Here is an 18,604-nt window from a genome sequence, read left to right on the forward strand (position 1 = left end):
CACCCGTTACCCGATCCCAACCCGCCTTCTCCATGGACGCCGCTCTGACCGACGCCACCGCCGCCGCTCTTCCCGGCCCTGCCCGACGCTGGCGCCGGCTGGCCTGGTGGTCCCTGTTCATCGCGGCCAACGCGGTGTTTGCCGCGCTGATCGCGCTGGGCAACGTGCCGCTGCGCGACAACCCCGGCGGGACACTCGGCCTCGCCTATCTGGCGATCGCCCTGCCCGGCCACCTGCTCGCGTTCGGTGCACTGGCCGGCCTGCTGCCGCTGGTCATCGGTCTGTGGCCGCGCAGCGCGCGCGCATTGAGCGTGTCGGCTGTGATCTGCCAGGGCCTGTGGCTGTGCCTGCTGCTGGTGGATGCCAAGGTGTTCGCGCTGTATCGCTTCCACCTCAACGCGATGGTCGCCAACATGGTGTTCGGCGGGGCCCTACAGGACCAGGTGAGCCTGTCCTGGAAGACCTGGCTGCAGGCGGCAGCCATGGTGTCGGCGATCTTCGCCGCGCAGGGACTGCTGGCCTGGGCATGCTGGAAGCTGCTGCCCGCGACTCCGCGGCGGCGACGGGTACTGCAGGCCTGGGCCGTGATCGCCCTGCTGATGGGCGGCGGCCAGGTCGCCACGGCCTACTACGACGCGCTCGGCGAACGTGCAGTGATCAGCCAGTGGAATTACCTGCCATGGGCGCAGCCGATCACCGCCAAGAGCGCGATGCGCCGCTTCGGCGTGGTCAGCCAACACCAGGTCGGCCTGCCCGATCCGCGCCATGCCCAGCTCAACTATCCATTGCAGCCCCTGCGCTGCCAGAGCCACCAGCGGCCGAACGTGCTGATGGTGGTACTGGAATCGTTGCGCCATGACGTGCTCACCCCTCAGTTCATGCCCAACGCATCGGCACTGGCCGGGTCCTCGCGGGTGTACGAGCATCATTTCAGCACCGGCAACGCCACCCGCTATGGCCTGTTCGGACTGCTGTATGGCCTGCCGGGTGGCTACTGGCCGAGCATGCTCGACGAGCAGCGCGGCTCGCAGCTGTTCAAGGTGCTGGGACAGCAGGGCTATGACCTGCATCTGTATGGCAGCGCGCCGCTGTACAGCCCGGAATTCGATCGCACCGCGTTCGCCGATGTCCGCGACCAGCTGCACCAGGGGCCGTCCGAACTGACCTCCGATGGCCGCGATGCCGCCATCGTCGCTGGACTGCAGAAGGACATCCGCGCCAGCCAGGCTGCGCAGCGCCCGTGGTTCGGTTTCGTGTTCCTCGATTCCACCCACGCGCCCTACCACATGCCGGCCGGCTATCCGCCGCTCGCCACGCCGATGGCCGATGCCATCGATTTTCTCAAGTTCGGCCCCGAGCACGATCCAACGCCGGAATTGAACCGTTATCACACCGCGGTGCATTACGCCGACAGCCTGATCGGATCGCTGCTGGACGACCTGCGCGCGCAGGGCCTGGAGCAGGACACGATCGTGCTGGTGACCGGTGACCACGCCGAGGAATTCAACGACCTCAAGCTCAACTACTGGGGCCACAACGGCAACTTCTCCAACTACCAGTTGCAGGTGCCCTTCGTGCTGCATTGGCCCGGCCAGGGTGGCAGCCGCGACGCACGGGTCAGTTCGCATGAAGACTGGGTGCCGACGCTGATGCGCCACGGCCTGGGCTGCGAGAACGCATTGACCGACTACAGCACCGGCCACGACCTGCTGGCTGCACCGACCGGCAAGCGTGCGCTGGTGGTGGAAAGCTGGTCGCAGCGCGCGGTGCGCAACGGCGAGGCGATCTACGTATTCGACAAATTCGGCAACGCCACCGCGCTCGATGCGCGCTACCGCCCCCTGCCGCAACAGACCCCCGACGCCGCCAGCATCCGCGCGGCATGGGAAGCGCTGACCCGCTTCCGCAACCGCTGAATCCAAGGACCGATCCACCATGAACCGTCCGCTGCGCATCCTGCATACCGAAGCCGCCAAAGGCATGGGTGGGCAGGAGATCTACATTTTCCGCCACATGCAGGTGATGCGCGCGCGCGGCCATGACGTCGCCCTGCTGTGCCAGCCGGACGCGCGCCTGGCCACTCGCGCACGCGATGATGGCTTCACCGTGCATACGCTGCGCATGGGCGGCATGGCAAGGCTGCTGCGCGGTATCTGGTCGGTGTCACGACTGGTGCGCAGCGAGCGCTACGACGTGGTCAACACCACCAGCCGTCGCGATGCATTGATTGCCGCCGCCGGCGCACGCCTGGGCGGCACACCGCTGGTGGTGCGCTCGCGTCACCTGATGAGCCCGGTGAATTCGCTGCTGACCTACACCGGCCTGCCGCACCGGGTCATCACGGTAAGCAACTTCGTCAAGCAATTGCTGGCGGACCGCGGAATTCCCGCTGATCACATCGGCATCGTGCCACCGATGGCGGTTTCTCCAACCGGTACCGACACCGCGCAGGAACCGTCCTGGCCGGCGCTGCAGGCGGCGCGTGCACGCGTGCGCGCCGAGCTCGGATTCGACGAGCAGGATATCGTGGTGGGCTGCGTGGCCGTGCTGCGTGAACCCAAGGGCCACGCCGAACTGCTGCAGGCCATGGTGCCGCTGTGCAAGGCCAACCCGCGTCTGCATCTGGTGGTGGTCGGCGATGGCCAGGCCGTGATGCAGCGCCTGCAGGCCACCTGCGCCGAACACGATCTGCAGCGCCAGGTCCATCTGCTGGGCTTCCGCAGCGACGCCAGCCAGTTGATGCCCGGCTTCGACATCTTCGCCCTGGCCACACACAAGGAAGCATCGGGCACGGTGTTCCTGGAAGCGGCACAAGCGGGCCTGCCGATCGTGTCGCACCGGGTCGGTGGCGTGCCCGAAATGCTGGTGGAAGGCAGCAATGCCATTCTCACCCGGCTGGGTGACAGCGCCGCCCTCACGGGCGCGCTGCGGCTGCTGGTGGACGATCCCGAGCGCCGCCGGCAGATGGGACGTTCCGGCTGGGACTGGATCCGCAGCGCCAAGCGTTTCAGCCCCGAAGGCCACGCTGAAGCCACCGAACACTACTACCACCAATGGATGAAGGAGCTGGGTCATGGCTAATGCCAGAACCGTACCGGTGCTGATGCATCATCACGTCAGCAACTCGCCCGGCATGATCACGGTGTCGCCGGAGAATTTCGAAAGCCAGATCGCCTGGCTGGCGCGCACCGGCTGGACGTCGTTGACGCTGGACCAGTACGCCGGCTTCCTGGCTGGCAAGCCGGTGCCGCGCAAGTCGATCGTGATCACCTTCGATGATGGCTACCTGGACAACTGGGTCTACGCGCATCCGATCCTGCAGAAGTACGGCATGCACGCAGTCGTGTTCGTGGTGACCGGCTGGATGCACGAGGGCCCGATGCGTCCGCATGCCGGCATCACCGGTGCCACGCTGCCGGAAACGCCCGAACACCGCGCCTGCGAAGACCTGATCTACAAACAGGGCCGCAGCGACGAAGTGATGATGCGTTGGAGCGAAGCACGTGCGGCCATCGAGGCGGGCACCTTCGAGATCCATTGCCATACCCACACCCACACGCGCTGGCTGCGTCGCCAGGATCTGGATCGCGCCCAGCGCCGTGCCGGCATCAGTGGTGACCTGTCGAAGGCCAGGGAAGTGCTGCTGGAGAAGCTGGGCGAAGTGTCGGACACGCTGTGCTGGCCGTACGGTGATTTCGACCAGGACTACATCGAAGTAGCGCGTGAGCAGGGGTTCCGCTACCTGCACACCACCCATCCGTTCGGACGCAACGTGGTCGGCGGCGACCCCGAACGCATCTACCGCTTCGCCATCCGCAACCGGCCGGCAAGCTGGCTGCGCAAGCGCATCGCGTGGAGCTACAACCCGCTGATCGCACCGCTGTTCAATGGCTTCAAGGCGCGGCAGAAGAAGATGGTGCCGGGGCCGTGATGGCGCTGCCAGCACTGGGCTGACACGGCTTCGGCAAGGAAGCTCCAACAGAGTGGAAGGACTACAGGAAATGAACGTTCTGGTTACCGGCGGTGCGGGATTCATCGGCTCCCACACCTGTGTGGAACTGCAGCAGCAGGGCCATACGGTGGTCGTCGTCGATTCACTGTGCAACAGCGACGCCGGGGTGATCGGCCGGATCGGCGACATTACCGGCATCGCGCCGATGTTCGTACAGGCCGACGTGCGTGACCGTGCGCGGATCACTGCGGTGCTGCGCGAGCATTCGATCGACGCGGTACTGCATTTTGCCGCGCTGAAGTCGGTTGGCGAATCGCGGCAGATGCCACTGGACTACTTCGACAACAACATCAGCGGCACCCTTGCCCTGCTCGGCGCCATGCGCGATGCCGGCGTCGGCACGTTCGTGTTCAGCTCGTCGGCAACGGTGTACGGCGACCAGGACCATTGCCCGGTGGCCGAGACGGCCTCGACCTGCGCGATGACACCCTATGGCCGTTCAAAGCTTGTGGTGGAGCACCTGCTATCCGACCTGGTCAGTGCCGACACAACGCTGCATGCGGCAACGCTGCGCTACTTCAACCCGGTGGGTGCGCATTCAAGCGCCCTGATCGGCGAGCTGCCGCACGGAACGCCCAGCAACCTGATGCCCTACATCGCCCAGGTGGCCGCCGGCCTGCTGCCCGAAGTGCAGGTGTTCGGCGATGACTATCCGACCTGCGACGGTACTGGCGTACGCGACTACATCCATGTGGAAGATGTGGCACGGGCCCACGTGCTGGCGCTGCAGTACCTGCGCGACAAGCGCCGCAGCATCACCCTGAACCTGGGCACCGGACAGGGCCACAGCGTGCTGGAACTGATCAGGACCTTCGAGCAGACCGTCGGCCGGCCGATTCCCTTCCGGATCACCGGTCGCCGCAGCGGCGACATCGCGGTGAGTTTTGCCGACCCGTCCCTCGCCCTGCGCGAGCTGGGCTGGAGCGCGCGCCATGGCCTGGCGGACATGTGCCGCGATACCTGGAAATGGCAGACGGCGATGCCGCGCAGCGCCTGATACCTTGCTTGCGCCAGACAGCAACATGGCCGCACAGGCGGCCATGTTGTCGGTTCGATCCAGCGACAGGGCTCAGACCGCAGCCGCTGTCCTGACTGCCGCCGAAAGCCGATCCAGAGTGTCCTGCATCAACGTCGCGTCATCGGCCTCGACCGTGACCCGCACCACCGGTTCGGTGCCGGAGGGACGCAGGAAAGCACGCCCCCGGCCGGATACCGCCTGCTGCGCTTCTGTCAGCGCAGCCTTCACGCCTTCGGCCTGCACGGTGGCCTTGGCCGAGACATCGCCAAGGCGCACGTTGACCGTCTTCTGCGGCACCTTGGACAACGGCTGCAGCGCTTCGCGCAGGTTCTTTCCCTGCTGCTTCAACGCCACCAGTACCTGCAGGGCACTGACGATGCCGTCGCCGGTGGTGGCGCGGTCCAGGCACAGCAGGTGGCCGGACGCTTCGCCACCGAGCACGCCGCCTCCCTCCACCAGCGCCTGGTGCACGTAGCGGTCGCCGACGTTGCTGCGCTGGAACGGAATCTGCAGTTCGGCCAGGGCTTTTTCCAGGCCGAAGTTGCTCATCAGGGTGCCGACCACCGGGCCGCGCAGGCGACCTTCGGCCTGCCACGCGCGCGCCAGGATGTAGACCAGGTCATCGCCATCAACCGGGTTGCCGCGGTCATCGGCCATCAACACCCGGTCACCATCACCGTCAAAGGCGATGCCCAGGTCGGCGCGGGTCTCACGCACCTTGGCAGCGAGGTTGTCGATGTGGGTCGAGCCGACGCCGTCGTTGATGTTGACGCCATTGGGTTCGGCACCGATGCCGATGACCTCCGCACCCAGTTCGCGGAACAGCAGCGGCGCGATCTGGTAAGTAGCACCATGCGCGCAGTCGAGCACCAGGCGCACGCCGCGCAGATCGAACGCGCGCGGCACGCTGGACTTGCAGAACTCGATATAGCGGCCGACCGCCTCGCGTGCGCGCGAGGCCTTGCCGAGCTTTTCCGAAACGGCCGTGGTGAACGGCACGTCGAGTGCGGCTTCCAGCGCCAGCTCGGTGGCATCGTCGAGCTTCTCGCCCTGGGCGGAGAAGAACTTGATGCCGTTGTCGTAGTGCGGATTGTGCGACGCACTGATGACGATGCCCGCATCCACGCCAAGGGTACGGGTCAGGAAGGCAACGGCCGGGGTCGGCATCGGGCCGAGCAGCTGCACGTCAGCGCCGGCAGCGACCAGCCCGGCTTCCAGCGCCGCTTCGAACATGTAGCCGGAGATCCGCGTGTCCTTGCCGATCACCACGATCGGACGGCGCCCATCCTGGCCGCGCTGGGCGACCAGCACGCGGCCAAGGGCGTTGCCCAGGCGCAGCACGAAATCTGCCGAGATCGGCCCTTGGCCGACCCGACCGCGGATGCCGTCGGTACCGAAGTACTTGCGGCTCCCCATCAAACCTCCTCCGGTGCCGGCTCGCGGCGCAGCATCGCCAGCAGGTCGGCCAGGCGATCGCGCAGTTCACGGCGGTCACAGATCTGGTCGATGGCACCGTGCTCGAGCAGGAACTCCGAACGCTGGAACCCTTCCGGCAGCTTCTCGCGCACGGTCTGCTCGATCACGCGCGGACCGGCAAAGCCGATCAGTGCGCGCGGTTCGGCGATGTTGATGTCGCCCAGCATTGCGAACGACGCCGACACACCGCCGGTGGTCGGGTGGGTCAGCACCGAAATGTACGGCTGCCCGGCTTCACGCAGTTTGCCCAGCGCGGCCGAGGTCTTGGCCATCTGCATCAGCGAGAACAGGCCTTCCTGCATGCGCGCGCCACCACTGGCGGAGAAGCACACGTAAGGTGCGCCAATCTCGGCGGCAGTCTCGGCGGCAAGCGCGAAGCGCTCACCGACCACCGAACCCATCGAGCCGCCCATGAAGGCGAAATCGAACGACGAGGCCACCAGCGGACGGCCCTTGAGCAGGCCGCGCATGGCAATCAGCGCGTCGTACTCACCGGTGTTCTTCTGCGCGATCTTGATGCGCTCGCCGTACTTCTTCTGGTCCTTGAACTTCAGCAGGTCGGTCGGCCCCAGGCGGGCGGCGATCTCGGTGGTGCTGTCGGCGTCGAACAGCGCGGCCAGGCGCGCACGCGCACGGATGGCCATATGGTGGCCGCACTTCGGGCAGACCTCCAGATTCTCTTCCAGCTCCGGACGGTACAACGCACTGCCGCAGTTGCTGCACTTTTCCCACAGGCCCTCGGGGACGCTGCGCTTCTTGCTGGGGGTGTTGTCGGTGCGGATGCCAGACGGCATCAACTTGCTGAGCCAACTCATGCGGGAGGACACTTCCGTTCAGGGCGGCCCGGGGGCCGCAAAGGCGGACAGTCTAGCTCCGCTTTCCCCGCCCGTGCACCCCCTGCCCGGCCTTGGGCCCGGCGGAAAAAACCATGCTGGGACGTACGTTTAGGTGCTGGGCAGTGCCGGCCGCTGGCCGGCAGCACGTGCACGCGGGCGGGTACGGAGGGTGCCGGCCAGCGGCCGGCACTCCCGTTATGCGTCGAGCGCCTGCCGCAGAGGCGCGAGGAAGGCGCCTGCACGCTGCGCTGCCTCCCCGGCGGAGGCCGCGTCGGCCAGCACCGCCACCAGCGCGCTGCCGACCACCACGCCATCGGCCTGGCGGGCCATGGCCGCCGCACTGGCGGCGTCCTTGATGCCGAAGCCGGCCACCACCGGCACGCTGGCCTTGGCCCGCAGCGCCTGCAGGCGTGCACTGGCCGCGTCACTGTCCAACCGTTCGGAGGCGCCGGTGACACCGGCAAAGCTGACGTAGTAGAGATAGCCACGGGCCAGCGCCAGCAGCTTGTCGGCGCGCGCCTCACTGGTGGTCGGCGATGCCAGCAGAACCAGCGCCAGGCCTGCGGCATCGAAGGCCTGCTGGGCTTCGGCGGCCTCTTCCGGTGGCAGATCGACCAGCAGCACGCCGTCCACGCCAGCGGCCACCGCCGCATTGGCGAACGCCACGTAACCGTGGATTTCCACCGGGTTGAGATAGCCCATCAGCACCACGGGCGTCTGCGCATCGCGTTCGCGGAACTGCGCAACCGCCTGCAACACATAGCGGGTGCCTGCGCCGCGGGCCAGCGCACGCTCGGAGCTGCGCTGGATGGTCGGTCCGTCGGCCATCGGATCGGAGAACGGCACGCCCAGTTCGATCACATCGGCACCGGCCTCGACCAGCGCGTGCATGACCGGCACCGTGGCTTCCAGCGACGGATCACCGGCGGTGATGAAGGGGATCAGGGCCTTGCGCTGCTGCTCGCGCAGGCGCTGGAAACAGGCATCGAGTCGGGATACGGACATTTCAGGCACACCCTTCAATCAGTTCAATCGCTTCACTGGTTCCCCAGTACATCTGGAGGACCCTCCCTTCAAACAGTTCCACGCGGATGCCGAGGGCCGAGCCCGGGTCCTGCCAGGTCAGGTATTCGCCCTGCTCGCCGTCGTAGGCATGCGGGCTGGACACAGGCGGCTTCGGGAACCGGGCGACCGCCTGGGCGCGGGTCATTCCCACGCGCAGGCCAAACGGGCCGGGCTGCTCGGCTGGCGCCCCGGTGTCCGGATCCAGGCCGAGGTCGAAACGAACCACGCGATCCTCGTCGGTCATCATCGACACGCCCGCCGGCAGGGCCTTGCCGTCGTAATACTCGCAACTGCCGCCGAGGGCTTCGACCGCCCCCTGCGCCGTCCACGGCCCGAGTGCCTTGAGATCGTTCAAGTGCTGGCCGATCAGCACCTCGCCGGCATGGTCCAGCGCCACCGAGACCACGGCCGGGCCCTCGTCGTCGCCCTCGCCTTCTGCTGCGGGCGGGTCATCAATCGGCGTGCGCGCCAGAGGGTCGACATCTTCATTGGCGGCGGCCTGCTGCGCAGGCTGCGTGGTTGCTTTGGCCGCCGGCGCCAGTACGGGCGGCTCCGGCGGCTGGCACGCGGCCAGACCGAATGCCAGCAGCAGTACGCTGCTGTTGCGCATCAGCGCACTCACAGCACCAGGCCTTCGCGCGCCGCGATGGTATGCACGTCCTTGTCGCCACGCCCTGACAGGTTGCACAGCACGATCTGGTCGCGCGGACGCCCGCGCGCAAGCTTCATCGCCTGCGCCAGTGCGTGGCTGGACTCCAGCGCCGGCAGGATGCCCTCGGTGTGGGCCAGCAGATGGAAGGCCTGCAGCGCCTCTTCGTCGGTGATGCCGACGTAGCGCGCGCGGCCGCTGTCGGCCAGGAACGCATGCTCGGGGCCGACGCCCGGGTAGTCCAGGCCGGCCGATACCGAATGGGTCTCGATGATCTGGCCATCGTCGTCGCACAGTACATAGGTGCGGTTGCCGTGCAGCACGCCCGGACGGCCAGCGGCGATGGAGGCAGCGTGGCGGCCGGTGTGGATGCCATCGCCGGCCGCTTCAGCGCCGACAATCTCGACCTCGCGGTCGTTGAGGAAGGCATGGAACAGGCCGATCGCATTGCTGCCACCGCCGACGCAGGCGGTGATCGCATCGGGCAGGCGACCGTACTCGGCCAGCATCTGTTCGCGCGCCTCGCGGCCGACGATGGCGTTGAAGTCGCGCACCATGCGCGGGTACGGGTCCGGGCCGGCAACCGTGCCGATGATGTAGAAGGTGTCCTGCACGTTGGTGACCCAGTCGCGCATCGCTTCATTGAGCGCGTCCTTCAGGGTGGCCGAGCCGGACGTGACCGGCACCACCGTCGCACCGAGCAGCTTCATGCGGTAGACGTTGATCTTCTGCCGCTCGATGTCGGTGGCGCCCATGTACACCACGCACTCCAGGCCCAGCCGCGCAGCGACGGTGGCACTGGCCACGCCATGCTGGCCGGCGCCGGTCTCGGCGATGATGCGCTTCTTGCCCATCCGCGCAGCCAGCAGCGCCTGGCCGATGGTGTTGTTGATCTTGTGCGCGCCGGTGTGGTTCAGGTCCTCGCGCTTGAGCAGGATCTGCGCGCCGCCGACGTGGTCGCTCAGGCGTTCAGCATGGTAGATCGGGCTTGGCCGGCCCACGTAATGGGCCAGATCGCGGTCATAGGCCAGCTGGAACGCCGGATCCTGACGGGCCTGGTCATAGGCTTGGGCAAGTTCCTGCAGGGGGCCGACCAGGGTTTCGGCGACGAAACTGCCACCGTAACGGCCGAAGTGGCCCTGGGCGTCCGGGAAGGCATGGAAATCGGCAATGGGGGAGGCAGACATGGGAACGACCGGTCATTCAGACAGGTTGATACTCTAGCGCACGGGTTGTGTCCGGAAAATGGATATTATCTGGCGCATCCTGTCAGGAATTCTCACATGAGCACCTCACTGCTGCCGCCGCTGAATGCCCTGCGGGCATTCGAGGCCACCGCACGTCTGGGCGGCGTTGGCCGCGCTGCACAGGCCCTGCATGTAACCCATGGCGCGGTCAGCCGGCAACTGAAGCTGCTGGAAGACCATCTGGGCCTGGCCCTGTTCCAGCGGGCCGGTCGCGGCCTGCGCCTGACCGCCGCCGGCACCCGCCTGCAGGAAGCCTGCAGCGAGGCCTTCAGCGGCATCGAGGACTGCGTGCGCGCATTGCAGCGGCCGGCGGCCTCTCCGGCGCTGGTGCTGGGGTGCAGCGGCAGCGTGCTGGCGCGCTGGATGATTCCGCGGCTGCCGGCCCTGCAGGCTGCCCTGCCCGGCGTACACCTGCAGTGGTCGGCCCTGGATGGCAGCTTCACCGAAACGCAGGCCACGCTGGATGCGGTGCTGCTGCTGGCACAGGGGCCGTGGCCACGCGGCTGGCAGGTGCGCGAACTGGCACCGGAACGAGTGGGCGTGGTGGTGGCGCCCTCGCACCCGGCGGCGCATCGGCTGCGCCATGTGCCACCGTCCGCCCTGCTGCAGGAAACGCTGTTGCATACCAGTTCGCGCCCGCAAGCGTGGCCGGCGTGGGCGCAGGCACATGATCTGGATCCGGCCCAGCTGCAACTGGGCACCGGCTTCGAACACCTGTACTACCTGCTGGAAGCGGCGGTGGCGGGGCTGGGCCCGGCGATCGCGCCGGAGCCGCTGGTGGCCGAGGACCTGGCCGCGGGGCGGCTGCTGGCACCGTGGGGGTTTGCCGCGACCGGCGGATTCTGGGTGCTGGCGCGGCCGGACGGTCCTGTCGATGCGCGCGTGGACGCGCTGGCGGACTGGGCCGCTGGGCAGTTGCGTTGAGTACGACGGCCGAGCGCGGGCTCGGCTCTACAGAAGGACCAACCGGCAGCGATCGAGCACGCTCGATGCTGCCAAGCGCTGTCAGGGTGCCGTCGGCGCCGCCAGGCGTTGCTGCAGATCCTCGCGCAGGCGCGACAACTCGACTTCGGCCTGCTGGCGCTGCTGCATGCCCTCGCGATGGATGCTGCGCACTTCTTCGACCGTGGCGATCAGCTGATCATGCACGTGGCGCAGGGTCGCCACGTCGATCACGCCGCGCTGGTTGCTGCGTGCGGTGTCCACCGAGGCCTGGCGCATCAGATCGGCATTGCGTCGCATCAGCTCATTGGTCGCATCATCGATGGCATTGGCCAGTTCGGCCGCGTTCTTCTGCTCGCCCAGCGACAACTGGATCGCGAACTGACGCTTCCACGAGGGGATGGTGATGTCGCGGACGGTGTTGAACTTCTCGATCAGCTGCAGCGCATTGGCCTGGATCAGGCGGATCATCGGCAACGACTGGTCAGCCGCGTGCTGCATCAGCTGCAGGTCGGAAACGCGCTTCTCGATCAGGCGGATCGCATTGTCGATTTCGCTCTGGCGGATGCGCTGCTGCGGATCTTCGCTGCCCTGCCCCAGCAACTGCTCGGACTGCAGCTGGGCCAGGCGCTGCTTGCCGGCGGCGGCATACAGGCCCAGGGCGTGACGCTCTTCGCGGACGATGTCGTGCATGCGGTCGAAATCGCTCACCCGCTTGCCCATCAGCGCCTGTTGCGCGCCGACGTCGCCGAGCAGCTGTTCGATCTGCGAATTGGTATCGCTGAACTTCTGCACCAGTTCGCCCTTGGAAGAACGCAGGCGATCAATCAGGCCACCGATCAAGGGCACCTTCGAGCGCTGCGAAAAACCATCCAACTTGAGCTCGCGCGCGATGCGCACCACTTCGCCCAGCTTCTCGCCGTTGGCGTCGAGGTCACGATTGCGCACCTGGTCCAGCAGCTGGCTGGAGAAGGCCGTGGTCCGCGCGGCGGCTTCACGGCCGAACACCTGCAGATTGCCTGGGCGCAGGTCTTCCAGCTCGCGGCCGATTTCGGCGATGCGCGGCAGATCGTCCCGGACCAGGCCGAGGGCCTTCAACGTGCTGTCATCAAGTTCGGGAACGGGCGTGGTGGCGGGCACGAGCGTGCCGGCGTTCTGGCTGTCCTGGGTCATCGGGCAGTGTCCTTGCAGTGGATAAGCGGCAGCGGCGGCCGGCTCAGCGCAGTCTAGCCTGAGCAGCGGCCACTTCGTCGTCGATCTGCGCCTGCAGCGTAGCTGCCTGCGTGGCCTGTGCTGCCTGCGCCTGTGCCTGGCGTGCCAGCGCGGCCTGGCGCCAGGCGGGAAGCAGCACGTCATGGATGCGGACGAAGCGCCGCAGCAGGGCTTCGTCCTGCTCCTGCAGCAGCTGCCATTGCCCGCCTTCGATGCGCCGGAGCGTGGCCAGACGCTGCAGGTGGTCTACGCGTGGTGCCAGCGCGGCCTGCGCCGCGCCTTCCAGCATCGCCAGCTGCGCGGCGCCGAACGTGGCCCAGGCCTCCAACGCGGCGGCAGCCGCATCGTTGTCGATGATGGCCTGCTCACGCTGCTGCGCTCGCTGCGCGAGGCCCTGCGCCTGCTCGCGTGCCTGCAGCGCCAGCACGCCCAGCTGCGCCTGCAGCTCCTGCGCCTGCGCCTGGCGTGCCACATCGCGACCGAGCAGACGCCCCCACCAGCTCTCCTGCCGGCGCAGCCGCGCCGGATCGCCGGCCTGCAGGGCCAATGCGATCCGCGCCAACGCAGCCACCAGCCCTTCGCCGCCGCTGCCGGCCTGCAACGGTGCCGGCTCGCCCAGCACCTGCAACAAGGGACTGCCGTACGCAGCCAGCGCGGCCACATCGGCGCACGCCGGAAGCGTAGGTCCGGGCAGGGAGCGCGCGCGGGTCACGGCAGTGGCGGCGGCCGTGGGCCGTCATCAGCCATCGTTTCCGGCGGCAATGATTCGCCGTAGAAGTGGCGCATCAGTGCTTCGTCCAGCGCACGTTCTTCCGGTGTCGCTGCACGACGCACGCGCGGGCGACGACGCGTGTCGGCCGTGGCCACATCGGCAGTCACCTGCTGCCGTGCCCATCCGGCGAACGCCGCCAACGTCTGCGACAGCTGCACCTGCTGCTCCTGCGAAGCGACCAGCACCTGCAGCAGCGGTGCCAGCCCGGCCTGCAGGTCTTCAGCCAATGGCGTAGCTGCCGGCTGTGGTGCGGCGGCCGTGGGCGCACTGGCCGGACGCGCATCCGCCAGGCGCTGGAGGGCCGCCAGCAGGGCCGGCCATGGCGCAGGCTCGGGTGCGGCGGCCACCTCCGCCGGCGGTGGCGGCAGCTGCAACGCACTGGCGATGTCGGCCAGCTGCGCGACCACGCGGCCGCCAACATCACTGTCACCGGCGCCCATCGCCTTGTTGCGCAGGAAATCGCGCTTGATCTGCGCCCAACGTTGCGCGCGCTCGTCATCGAGCACGCCACGCAGCTCGGCCAGCTTCAGCAGATTCTCTTCGGCACCGGTGGTCAGCAGCTGCGCTTCGCCCAGATAGTGGTCGGAGATCAGCTGCTGCAGCTCGTCGTCATTCATCACTGGCGAAATCTTCTCCGCCAGTTTGTTCATGTTGCGGTAGCTGCCCTGCAGGCGGAACGGCGGTTCGGTACGATAGCGGTCGTCCTGCGCGGCGCTGGCGATGTACTGCTGGTTGACCCGGTAGACCACGTCGCGCACGCGCAGCATGCGCTGCAGGGTGGCGGTGATTTCGTTGACCTCGGCGCCACTGTAGGCATGGCTCAGACCATTGGTGGAGACATCCTTGCCCAGCGCGCGGTCGACCAACAGGTACAGGTCGGCCATCTCACGCGTGGCCAGCGGTGCCAGCACCGGGTTGGAGGTCAGGCTGTTCTCGATGTAGCTGAGGGTGAAGGCTGCTTCCATGCCACCGAGCACATCGCCCAGGTTGTAGATGTCGGCACGGTTGGCCAGCATGTCCGGGATCTTGAACACTTCGCCGGACTCGGTATACGGGTTGCCGGCCATGACCACGCAGAACTTCTTGCCACGCATGTCGTAGGTCCGGGTGCGCCCGCGCCAGACGCCTTCGATGCGCCGCGTGCCATCGCACAGCGAGATGAACTTCTGCAGGAACTCCGGGTGGGTGTGCTGGATGTCATCGACATACAGCATGGTGTTGTTGCCCATCTCCAGCGCCAGGTTGAGCTTCTCCAGCTCCTGCCGCGAGGTCGCGTCCGGCGCCTGCTGCGGATCCAGCGATCGCACTTCGTGGCCCAGCGCCGGGCCGTTGATCTTCATGAAGACCAGGCCGAGGCGATGCGCAACGTACTCCATCAACGTGGTTTTGCCATAGCCCGGCGGCGAGATCATCATCAGCAGGCCCATCAGGTCGCTGCGCTTGTTCTCGCCAACGGTGCCCATCTGCTTGGCCAGGTTGTCGCCGATCACGCCGAGATACACGTCGTTGATCAGCTTGTTGCGCACGAAGGACGACAGCGGCCGCGCCTTGAACTCCGACAGCCGCAGGGTTTCGCGCTCGCGGCCGATGATGCCCTGGCGCACGGCCTGATAGGCATGGAATGCCGGCACGAAGGACTGCAGGTGGTGCTGCAGGCGTGCCAGGAAATCATCCAGCGACACGGTCAGGCTGCCATTGTGGATGCGGGCATGTTCGCCCAGCAGACCGCTGACCTCCGCCTGCAGCGGTGCATCGCTGGCACGCGTGCGCAGTTGTCGCTGCACCAGCAGCAACGCAGCCGCTTCTTCGACATAGCCGGCATGCGCCGACTGTGCCGGCAGCCCGGCCAGCGCCCGCAGCCATTGCCCGGCCAACGCCCAGCGCGTTGTCAGCGGATCCTGCGTGCGCTGCAGCGCACGTTCAAGCGCATCCCGTTGGCCGGCCTGTTCCAGCTGCTGCGACAGCGCGTCCAGCAACGCCTGCGCGTGCCGGCTGGTGCTGAACACCGGCTCGCCGGCGACCAGTTCTTCGCCCAGATAGGCCGCTGCAGCATCGGCGGCGGCGGCGTCGAACGGCAGTGCCTGCGCGAGTGCATGCTCATGCAGCGCCGTCGCCATTTCCGCGCGCAGGGCCTGACGCCCCTCATCGGAACCGAACAGGCGTGCGATGGCCTCCGCACCGGCCTGCCGCCCAGGCCACTGCGCCACGGCTTCATCGCGTTGCCGCGCAGCCCAGAACAGCAGTGCCAACGCACGCACATGCGGCGAATGCCGCAGCGGTCCGGCGGCCTGCTGCAGCGGCAACAGCGCGCGCAGGATCAGGGCTGCGTCATGGTCATGGATACCGCGCTCGTAGCCCTCGCGGTAACGGGGCGCGGCAAAGGCGCGGACCCGCTGGTCCAGCGCTTCGGGTTCGGCCGCATCATGCTGCAGCTGGGCCAGGTCCAGGCCATCGAGGCCCTCCTCCGCCGCCAGCAACAGGCACCCGGCCAGGTATTCGCCGCGGTAGATCGCGTCCGATTCCGAATCCAGGGTCACCTGCCAGAACGGCTTCAGCGCATCCAGCTCCGGATCGTGCAGGGTCTCCAGGAAATCGGTGCCCGTGAGATGGATGGCCAGGGTTTCACCGCGCGGCAGCAGGGTCAGGTCCAGCGCCTGGGTGTTCACGCTGAAACGATGGCGCGGGCCAAGGCGGACGACGTTGCCTCCCGCCTCGTACAGGTCGCTGCGGTCGCGCAGCTGGCGCACGGCCTGGTCGCGCACGCCCTTCAGGCGCGCCTCGACATCGTCCGCCTTGACGTTGTCGCGCAGCGCACGCAGGCGCTCGGCCAGTTCACGCAGCTTGAGGATCAGCGGATCGCCGGCGAAGAACGCGTTCAACTCGTCGGCCGTGCCGAACCGCTCGGTACGCTTGCCCAGGCCGTCGAGGATGCGGTTGGCGGCATCGAGCACCGAGCGCGCCTTGCGCTGGCGATCATCCAGCAGGGCCTGCTTGTGCGTGTCGAAGGCCTCGACCAGCTCCTCGCGTTTGCTCAGGATGTCGCCGAGGAACTGCTCGTGCTCGCCGAACTGGCTCTCCAGTTCTTCCAGCTGTACCAGCAGGCGCGACAGCTGTTCGTCGGCACGCTCCGGGTCGCTGGCCATCGCCAGCGCGCTGGTGATCGATTGCGAGAACAGCGCGAACTGGGCGGCAAACTGGGCCACGGCTTCGGCCGAGCCCAGCGACCTGCGGCGCTGTTCGGCACGTGCGCGCGCCTGGTTCAGGCGCCCGTACAGCAGCGAGATCGATTCGACCACGCGGGTGCGTGCAGTCGCATCGTCCACCTTCAGCCCGGCCATCAGCTCGGACAGCATGTCCAGATCACCGGCCATGCCGCGCAGGCCGTCCAGCTGCTCATCCAGCTGGCGTGCACTGGCGGCCTGCTGTGCGGCGTCGTCCAGCGCCTGCATGCGAGCGGTCAAGGGCGCCAGTGCCGCATCGCCGGCGAGGAAGGTACCGGTGGCGGCGCCGACACGGTCGTGCGCCTGCACCAGCTCCGCTGCCATCGCCTCGATGCGCACGGTATCGATGTAGCGCAGTTCGCGGATGGTCAGCAGTCGACCGCGCAGCGCGGTGATCGCGTTGAGCGCTTCGACGAAGGCCTGCACCTCGTTCCAGTTTTCCGGCTGCAGCCGGCCCAGCAGCGCCTTGTGCGTGCTCTCGGCCTCGGCCATCGCCTGCGCCGACTGCTGGCGGATCGACTGCACTTTCTCGTATTCGTCCAGCACCGACTCGCCGGTGGCGCTGATCTGCCGCAGCAACGCTTCGGCACCATCACACGCCTCGTCGCCCAGCCAATGATGCGCATCGAAAAGCCGCCGGGTGTCGGCCACCAGGCGCTGGTAACGCTGCACCGATACATCCTGGCCGTCGATTTCGCGCGCCAGGTTGAACAGGTTGGAGATGCCACGCACCAGCTCGGCGTTGCCGATGCGCCCCATGAAGGTATTGCCGGGCGGACGGCTGGCGGCGAACTCATCGCTGCTGAAAGGCGTCTGCCAGACCTGCATCGGATGGATGCGGGTCGGCTCGGTGCCTTCGGCATGGAACAGCACCATGCGCCCATCCTGCATGAAGGCATAGCCGTGGCCGAACACCGGGTTCTGCAGCACGCGCTGGATGGTGTTGTAGACGAACAACGCCGAGCGCCCGCCTTCGCGCTCGTAGAAGATGTACAGCACGTCCTCGCCGTTGGGCGAACGGATGCTGCGCTTGAACTGCATGCCATCCATCGAGGCGTCGAACGCCTTGTGCTCGCCACCCTGCAGGTAATAGCCGCCGGGGAAGATGATGCCGTGGTCCTCGGGCAGCTGCACACAGGCCTGGACGATGGCATCGTTGCGCACGATGTCGCCGGTAAGCGTGTTGTAGATCAGTCCGCGCCATTCGGTTTCGCGGTAGGGCAGCACTTTCAGCAGCACCAGCGAGCCGACCCGGGCAAACTCGAACTGGGCGTCGTCGAGCGACTGCGTGCTGTCCTCCACCGGCTCGCTGTAGATGCCCTGCCCGGTTTCGGTATTGTTCTCCACCTTGATGGTCAGGTCGCCACCGGTGGTTTCCACGAACAGGGTGTCGAGGATGTTCAGATGCGAGTGGCGGCCGTTGACGGCAAGGTCGCGCGTGGCGCGGGTCCATTCGAAATCGAACGGCGGCGGCAAGGCGATGTCACGCTCGCCACGTGCATCGAGATAGGTCAGTTCACCTTCGCGTGACAGCGCCCAGCGGAACACGCGCACGTCGCTGCTGCGCTCGCCGATCTGGAACGAGGCCAGCAGCTTGTCGCCCACCACGATCAGCTGCAGCAGGCGCGCATGCTTGTAGTAGGCGTACAGCTCGTTGAAGTCATGCACGAAGCCGGGCTGGTCGAGGAAACTGCCCTTCAGCTCCAGCGCGGCGACGTCGTAGCCCTCAGTGCCCTGTACCAGCCGGTACAGACCGAACACATCTTCGATGCGGGTCTGGGTCTTGAGCCCGATGAACACGTTGTAGCCGAACAGCAGCCGGTCCGGGCCGACCTGCACGATGTCGCGGCCTACGCAGTTGTTCTCGCTGCGGATGCGGAAGCGGCCGACCACCTCCAGGCGGCTGTCGCCGAACTCGGCCAGGCGCTGTCGGTTCAGCTGCTCGGCAACGGCCTGCAGTCGCTGGCCCTGTTCGCCGAGACGGCGCCGCAGGACTTCATAGGCGCCGCCCTGGGCTACGGCCTGGTCGACGGTATCGCCGGCACCCTCTGGTGCGGCGGACTCGGTGGACGGTTTGGTTTCGGACATCAGCAGGTTTCCGGCTCACGGACGGCCGGCCGTCAATGCGACCGGCACGGGTGGGCGATGGCGGTG

13 protein-coding genes are annotated in these 18,604 nt (G+C 67.3%); 5 read left to right on the forward strand and 8 right to left on the reverse strand.

Annotated features, from left to right (window positions below; all coding sequences use genetic code 11):
- Positions 1-32: 32 nt before the first annotated feature.
- From MRBLST15_RS09025 to galE, 4 genes are all read left to right on the forward strand, one after another.
- A complete protein-coding gene (locus MRBLST15_RS09025) occupies positions 33-1,916 on the forward strand; it encodes a DUF3413 domain-containing protein (RefSeq protein WP_367785739.1) in 1,884 nt (627 codons plus the stop codon).
- Between the two features lie 19 nt (positions 1,917-1,935).
- Complete coding sequence (locus MRBLST15_RS09030) at positions 1,936-3,081, forward strand: glycosyltransferase family 4 protein (RefSeq protein ID WP_312705841.1); 1,146 nt, start codon at positions 1,936-1,938, stop codon at positions 3,079-3,081.
- On the forward strand, positions 3,074-3,931 hold the full coding sequence (locus tag MRBLST15_RS09035; protein WP_099819051.1) for a polysaccharide deacetylase family protein: 858 nt from the start codon (positions 3,074-3,076) through the stop codon (positions 3,929-3,931). The genes MRBLST15_RS09030 and MRBLST15_RS09035 overlap by 8 nt, the downstream gene beginning before the upstream one ends.
- Before the next feature lie 70 nt (positions 3,932-4,001).
- Complete coding sequence (galE, locus tag MRBLST15_RS09040; RefSeq protein WP_265955418.1) at positions 4,002-5,009, forward strand: UDP-glucose 4-epimerase GalE; 1,008 nt, start codon at positions 4,002-4,004, stop codon at positions 5,007-5,009.
- A 72-nt stretch (positions 5,010-5,081) separates the two neighbouring features.
- On the opposite strand, the gene glmM is transcribed toward galE, so the two are convergent.
- The 5 genes from glmM to trpB all read right to left on the reverse strand — a co-directional run bounded on the left by glmM (position 5,082) and on the right by trpB (position 10,243).
- Positions 5,082-6,446 (reverse strand): phosphoglucosamine mutase, encoded by a 1,365-nt coding sequence (gene glmM, locus MRBLST15_RS09045; protein ID WP_265955420.1) that lies wholly within the window; start codon positions 6,444-6,446, stop codon positions 5,082-5,084.
- Complete coding sequence (gene accD, locus MRBLST15_RS09050) at positions 6,446-7,321, reverse strand: acetyl-CoA carboxylase, carboxyltransferase subunit beta (RefSeq protein WP_089236309.1); 876 nt, start codon at positions 7,319-7,321, stop codon at positions 6,446-6,448. The genes glmM and accD overlap by 1 nt, the downstream gene beginning before the upstream one ends.
- A 216-nt stretch (positions 7,322-7,537) precedes the next feature.
- Positions 7,538-8,347 carry a tryptophan synthase subunit alpha gene (gene trpA, locus MRBLST15_RS09055; RefSeq protein ID WP_367785740.1) on the reverse strand — a complete coding sequence of 270 codons (810 nt, stop codon included), beginning with the start codon at positions 8,345-8,347 and terminating at the stop codon, positions 7,538-7,540.
- A 1-nt stretch (position 8,348) separates the two neighbouring features.
- Positions 8,349-9,029 carry a hypothetical protein gene (locus MRBLST15_RS09060; protein WP_367785741.1) on the reverse strand — a complete coding sequence of 227 codons (681 nt, stop codon included), beginning with the start codon at positions 9,027-9,029 and terminating at the stop codon, positions 8,349-8,351.
- Positions 9,026-10,243: a tryptophan synthase subunit beta gene (gene trpB / locus MRBLST15_RS09065; protein ID WP_108264918.1), complete on the reverse strand. Its 1,218-nt coding sequence runs from the start codon at positions 10,241-10,243 to the stop codon at positions 9,026-9,028. The genes MRBLST15_RS09060 and trpB overlap by 4 nt, the downstream gene beginning before the upstream one ends.
- A 96-nt stretch (positions 10,244-10,339) precedes the next feature.
- Here trpB and MRBLST15_RS09070 point away from each other — a divergent pair, with 96 nt between their 5' ends.
- Positions 10,340-11,227 carry a LysR family transcriptional regulator gene (locus tag MRBLST15_RS09070; RefSeq protein WP_367785742.1) on the forward strand — a complete coding sequence of 296 codons (888 nt, stop codon included), beginning with the start codon at positions 10,340-10,342 and terminating at the stop codon, positions 11,225-11,227.
- A gap of 81 nt (positions 11,228-11,308) precedes the next feature.
- Here MRBLST15_RS09070 and MRBLST15_RS09075 read toward each other — a convergent pair whose 3' ends face one another.
- The 3 genes from MRBLST15_RS09075 to MRBLST15_RS09085 are packed head-to-tail and all read right to left on the reverse strand — an operon-like array spanning position 11,309 to position 18,538.
- A complete protein-coding gene (locus MRBLST15_RS09075) occupies positions 11,309-12,418 on the reverse strand; it encodes a toxic anion resistance protein (protein WP_367785743.1) in 1,110 nt (369 codons plus the stop codon).
- 43 nt (positions 12,419-12,461) lie between these two features.
- Positions 12,462-13,169: a hypothetical protein gene (locus tag MRBLST15_RS09080; RefSeq protein ID WP_265953181.1), complete on the reverse strand. Its 708-nt coding sequence runs from the start codon at positions 13,167-13,169 to the stop codon at positions 12,462-12,464.
- Positions 13,166-18,538 carry a DNA repair ATPase gene (locus MRBLST15_RS09085; protein WP_367785744.1) on the reverse strand — a complete coding sequence of 1,791 codons (5,373 nt, stop codon included), beginning with the start codon at positions 18,536-18,538 and terminating at the stop codon, positions 13,166-13,168. Before MRBLST15_RS09085 ends, MRBLST15_RS09080 begins: the two co-directional genes overlap by 4 nt.
- Between the last annotated feature and the right edge of the window lie 66 nt (positions 18,539-18,604).

The organism is Stenotrophomonas sp. LST15-1-1.1 (assembly GCF_040815575.1).
Taxonomy (GTDB): domain Bacteria; phylum Pseudomonadota; class Gammaproteobacteria; order Xanthomonadales; family Xanthomonadaceae; genus Stenotrophomonas; species Stenotrophomonas lactitubi_B.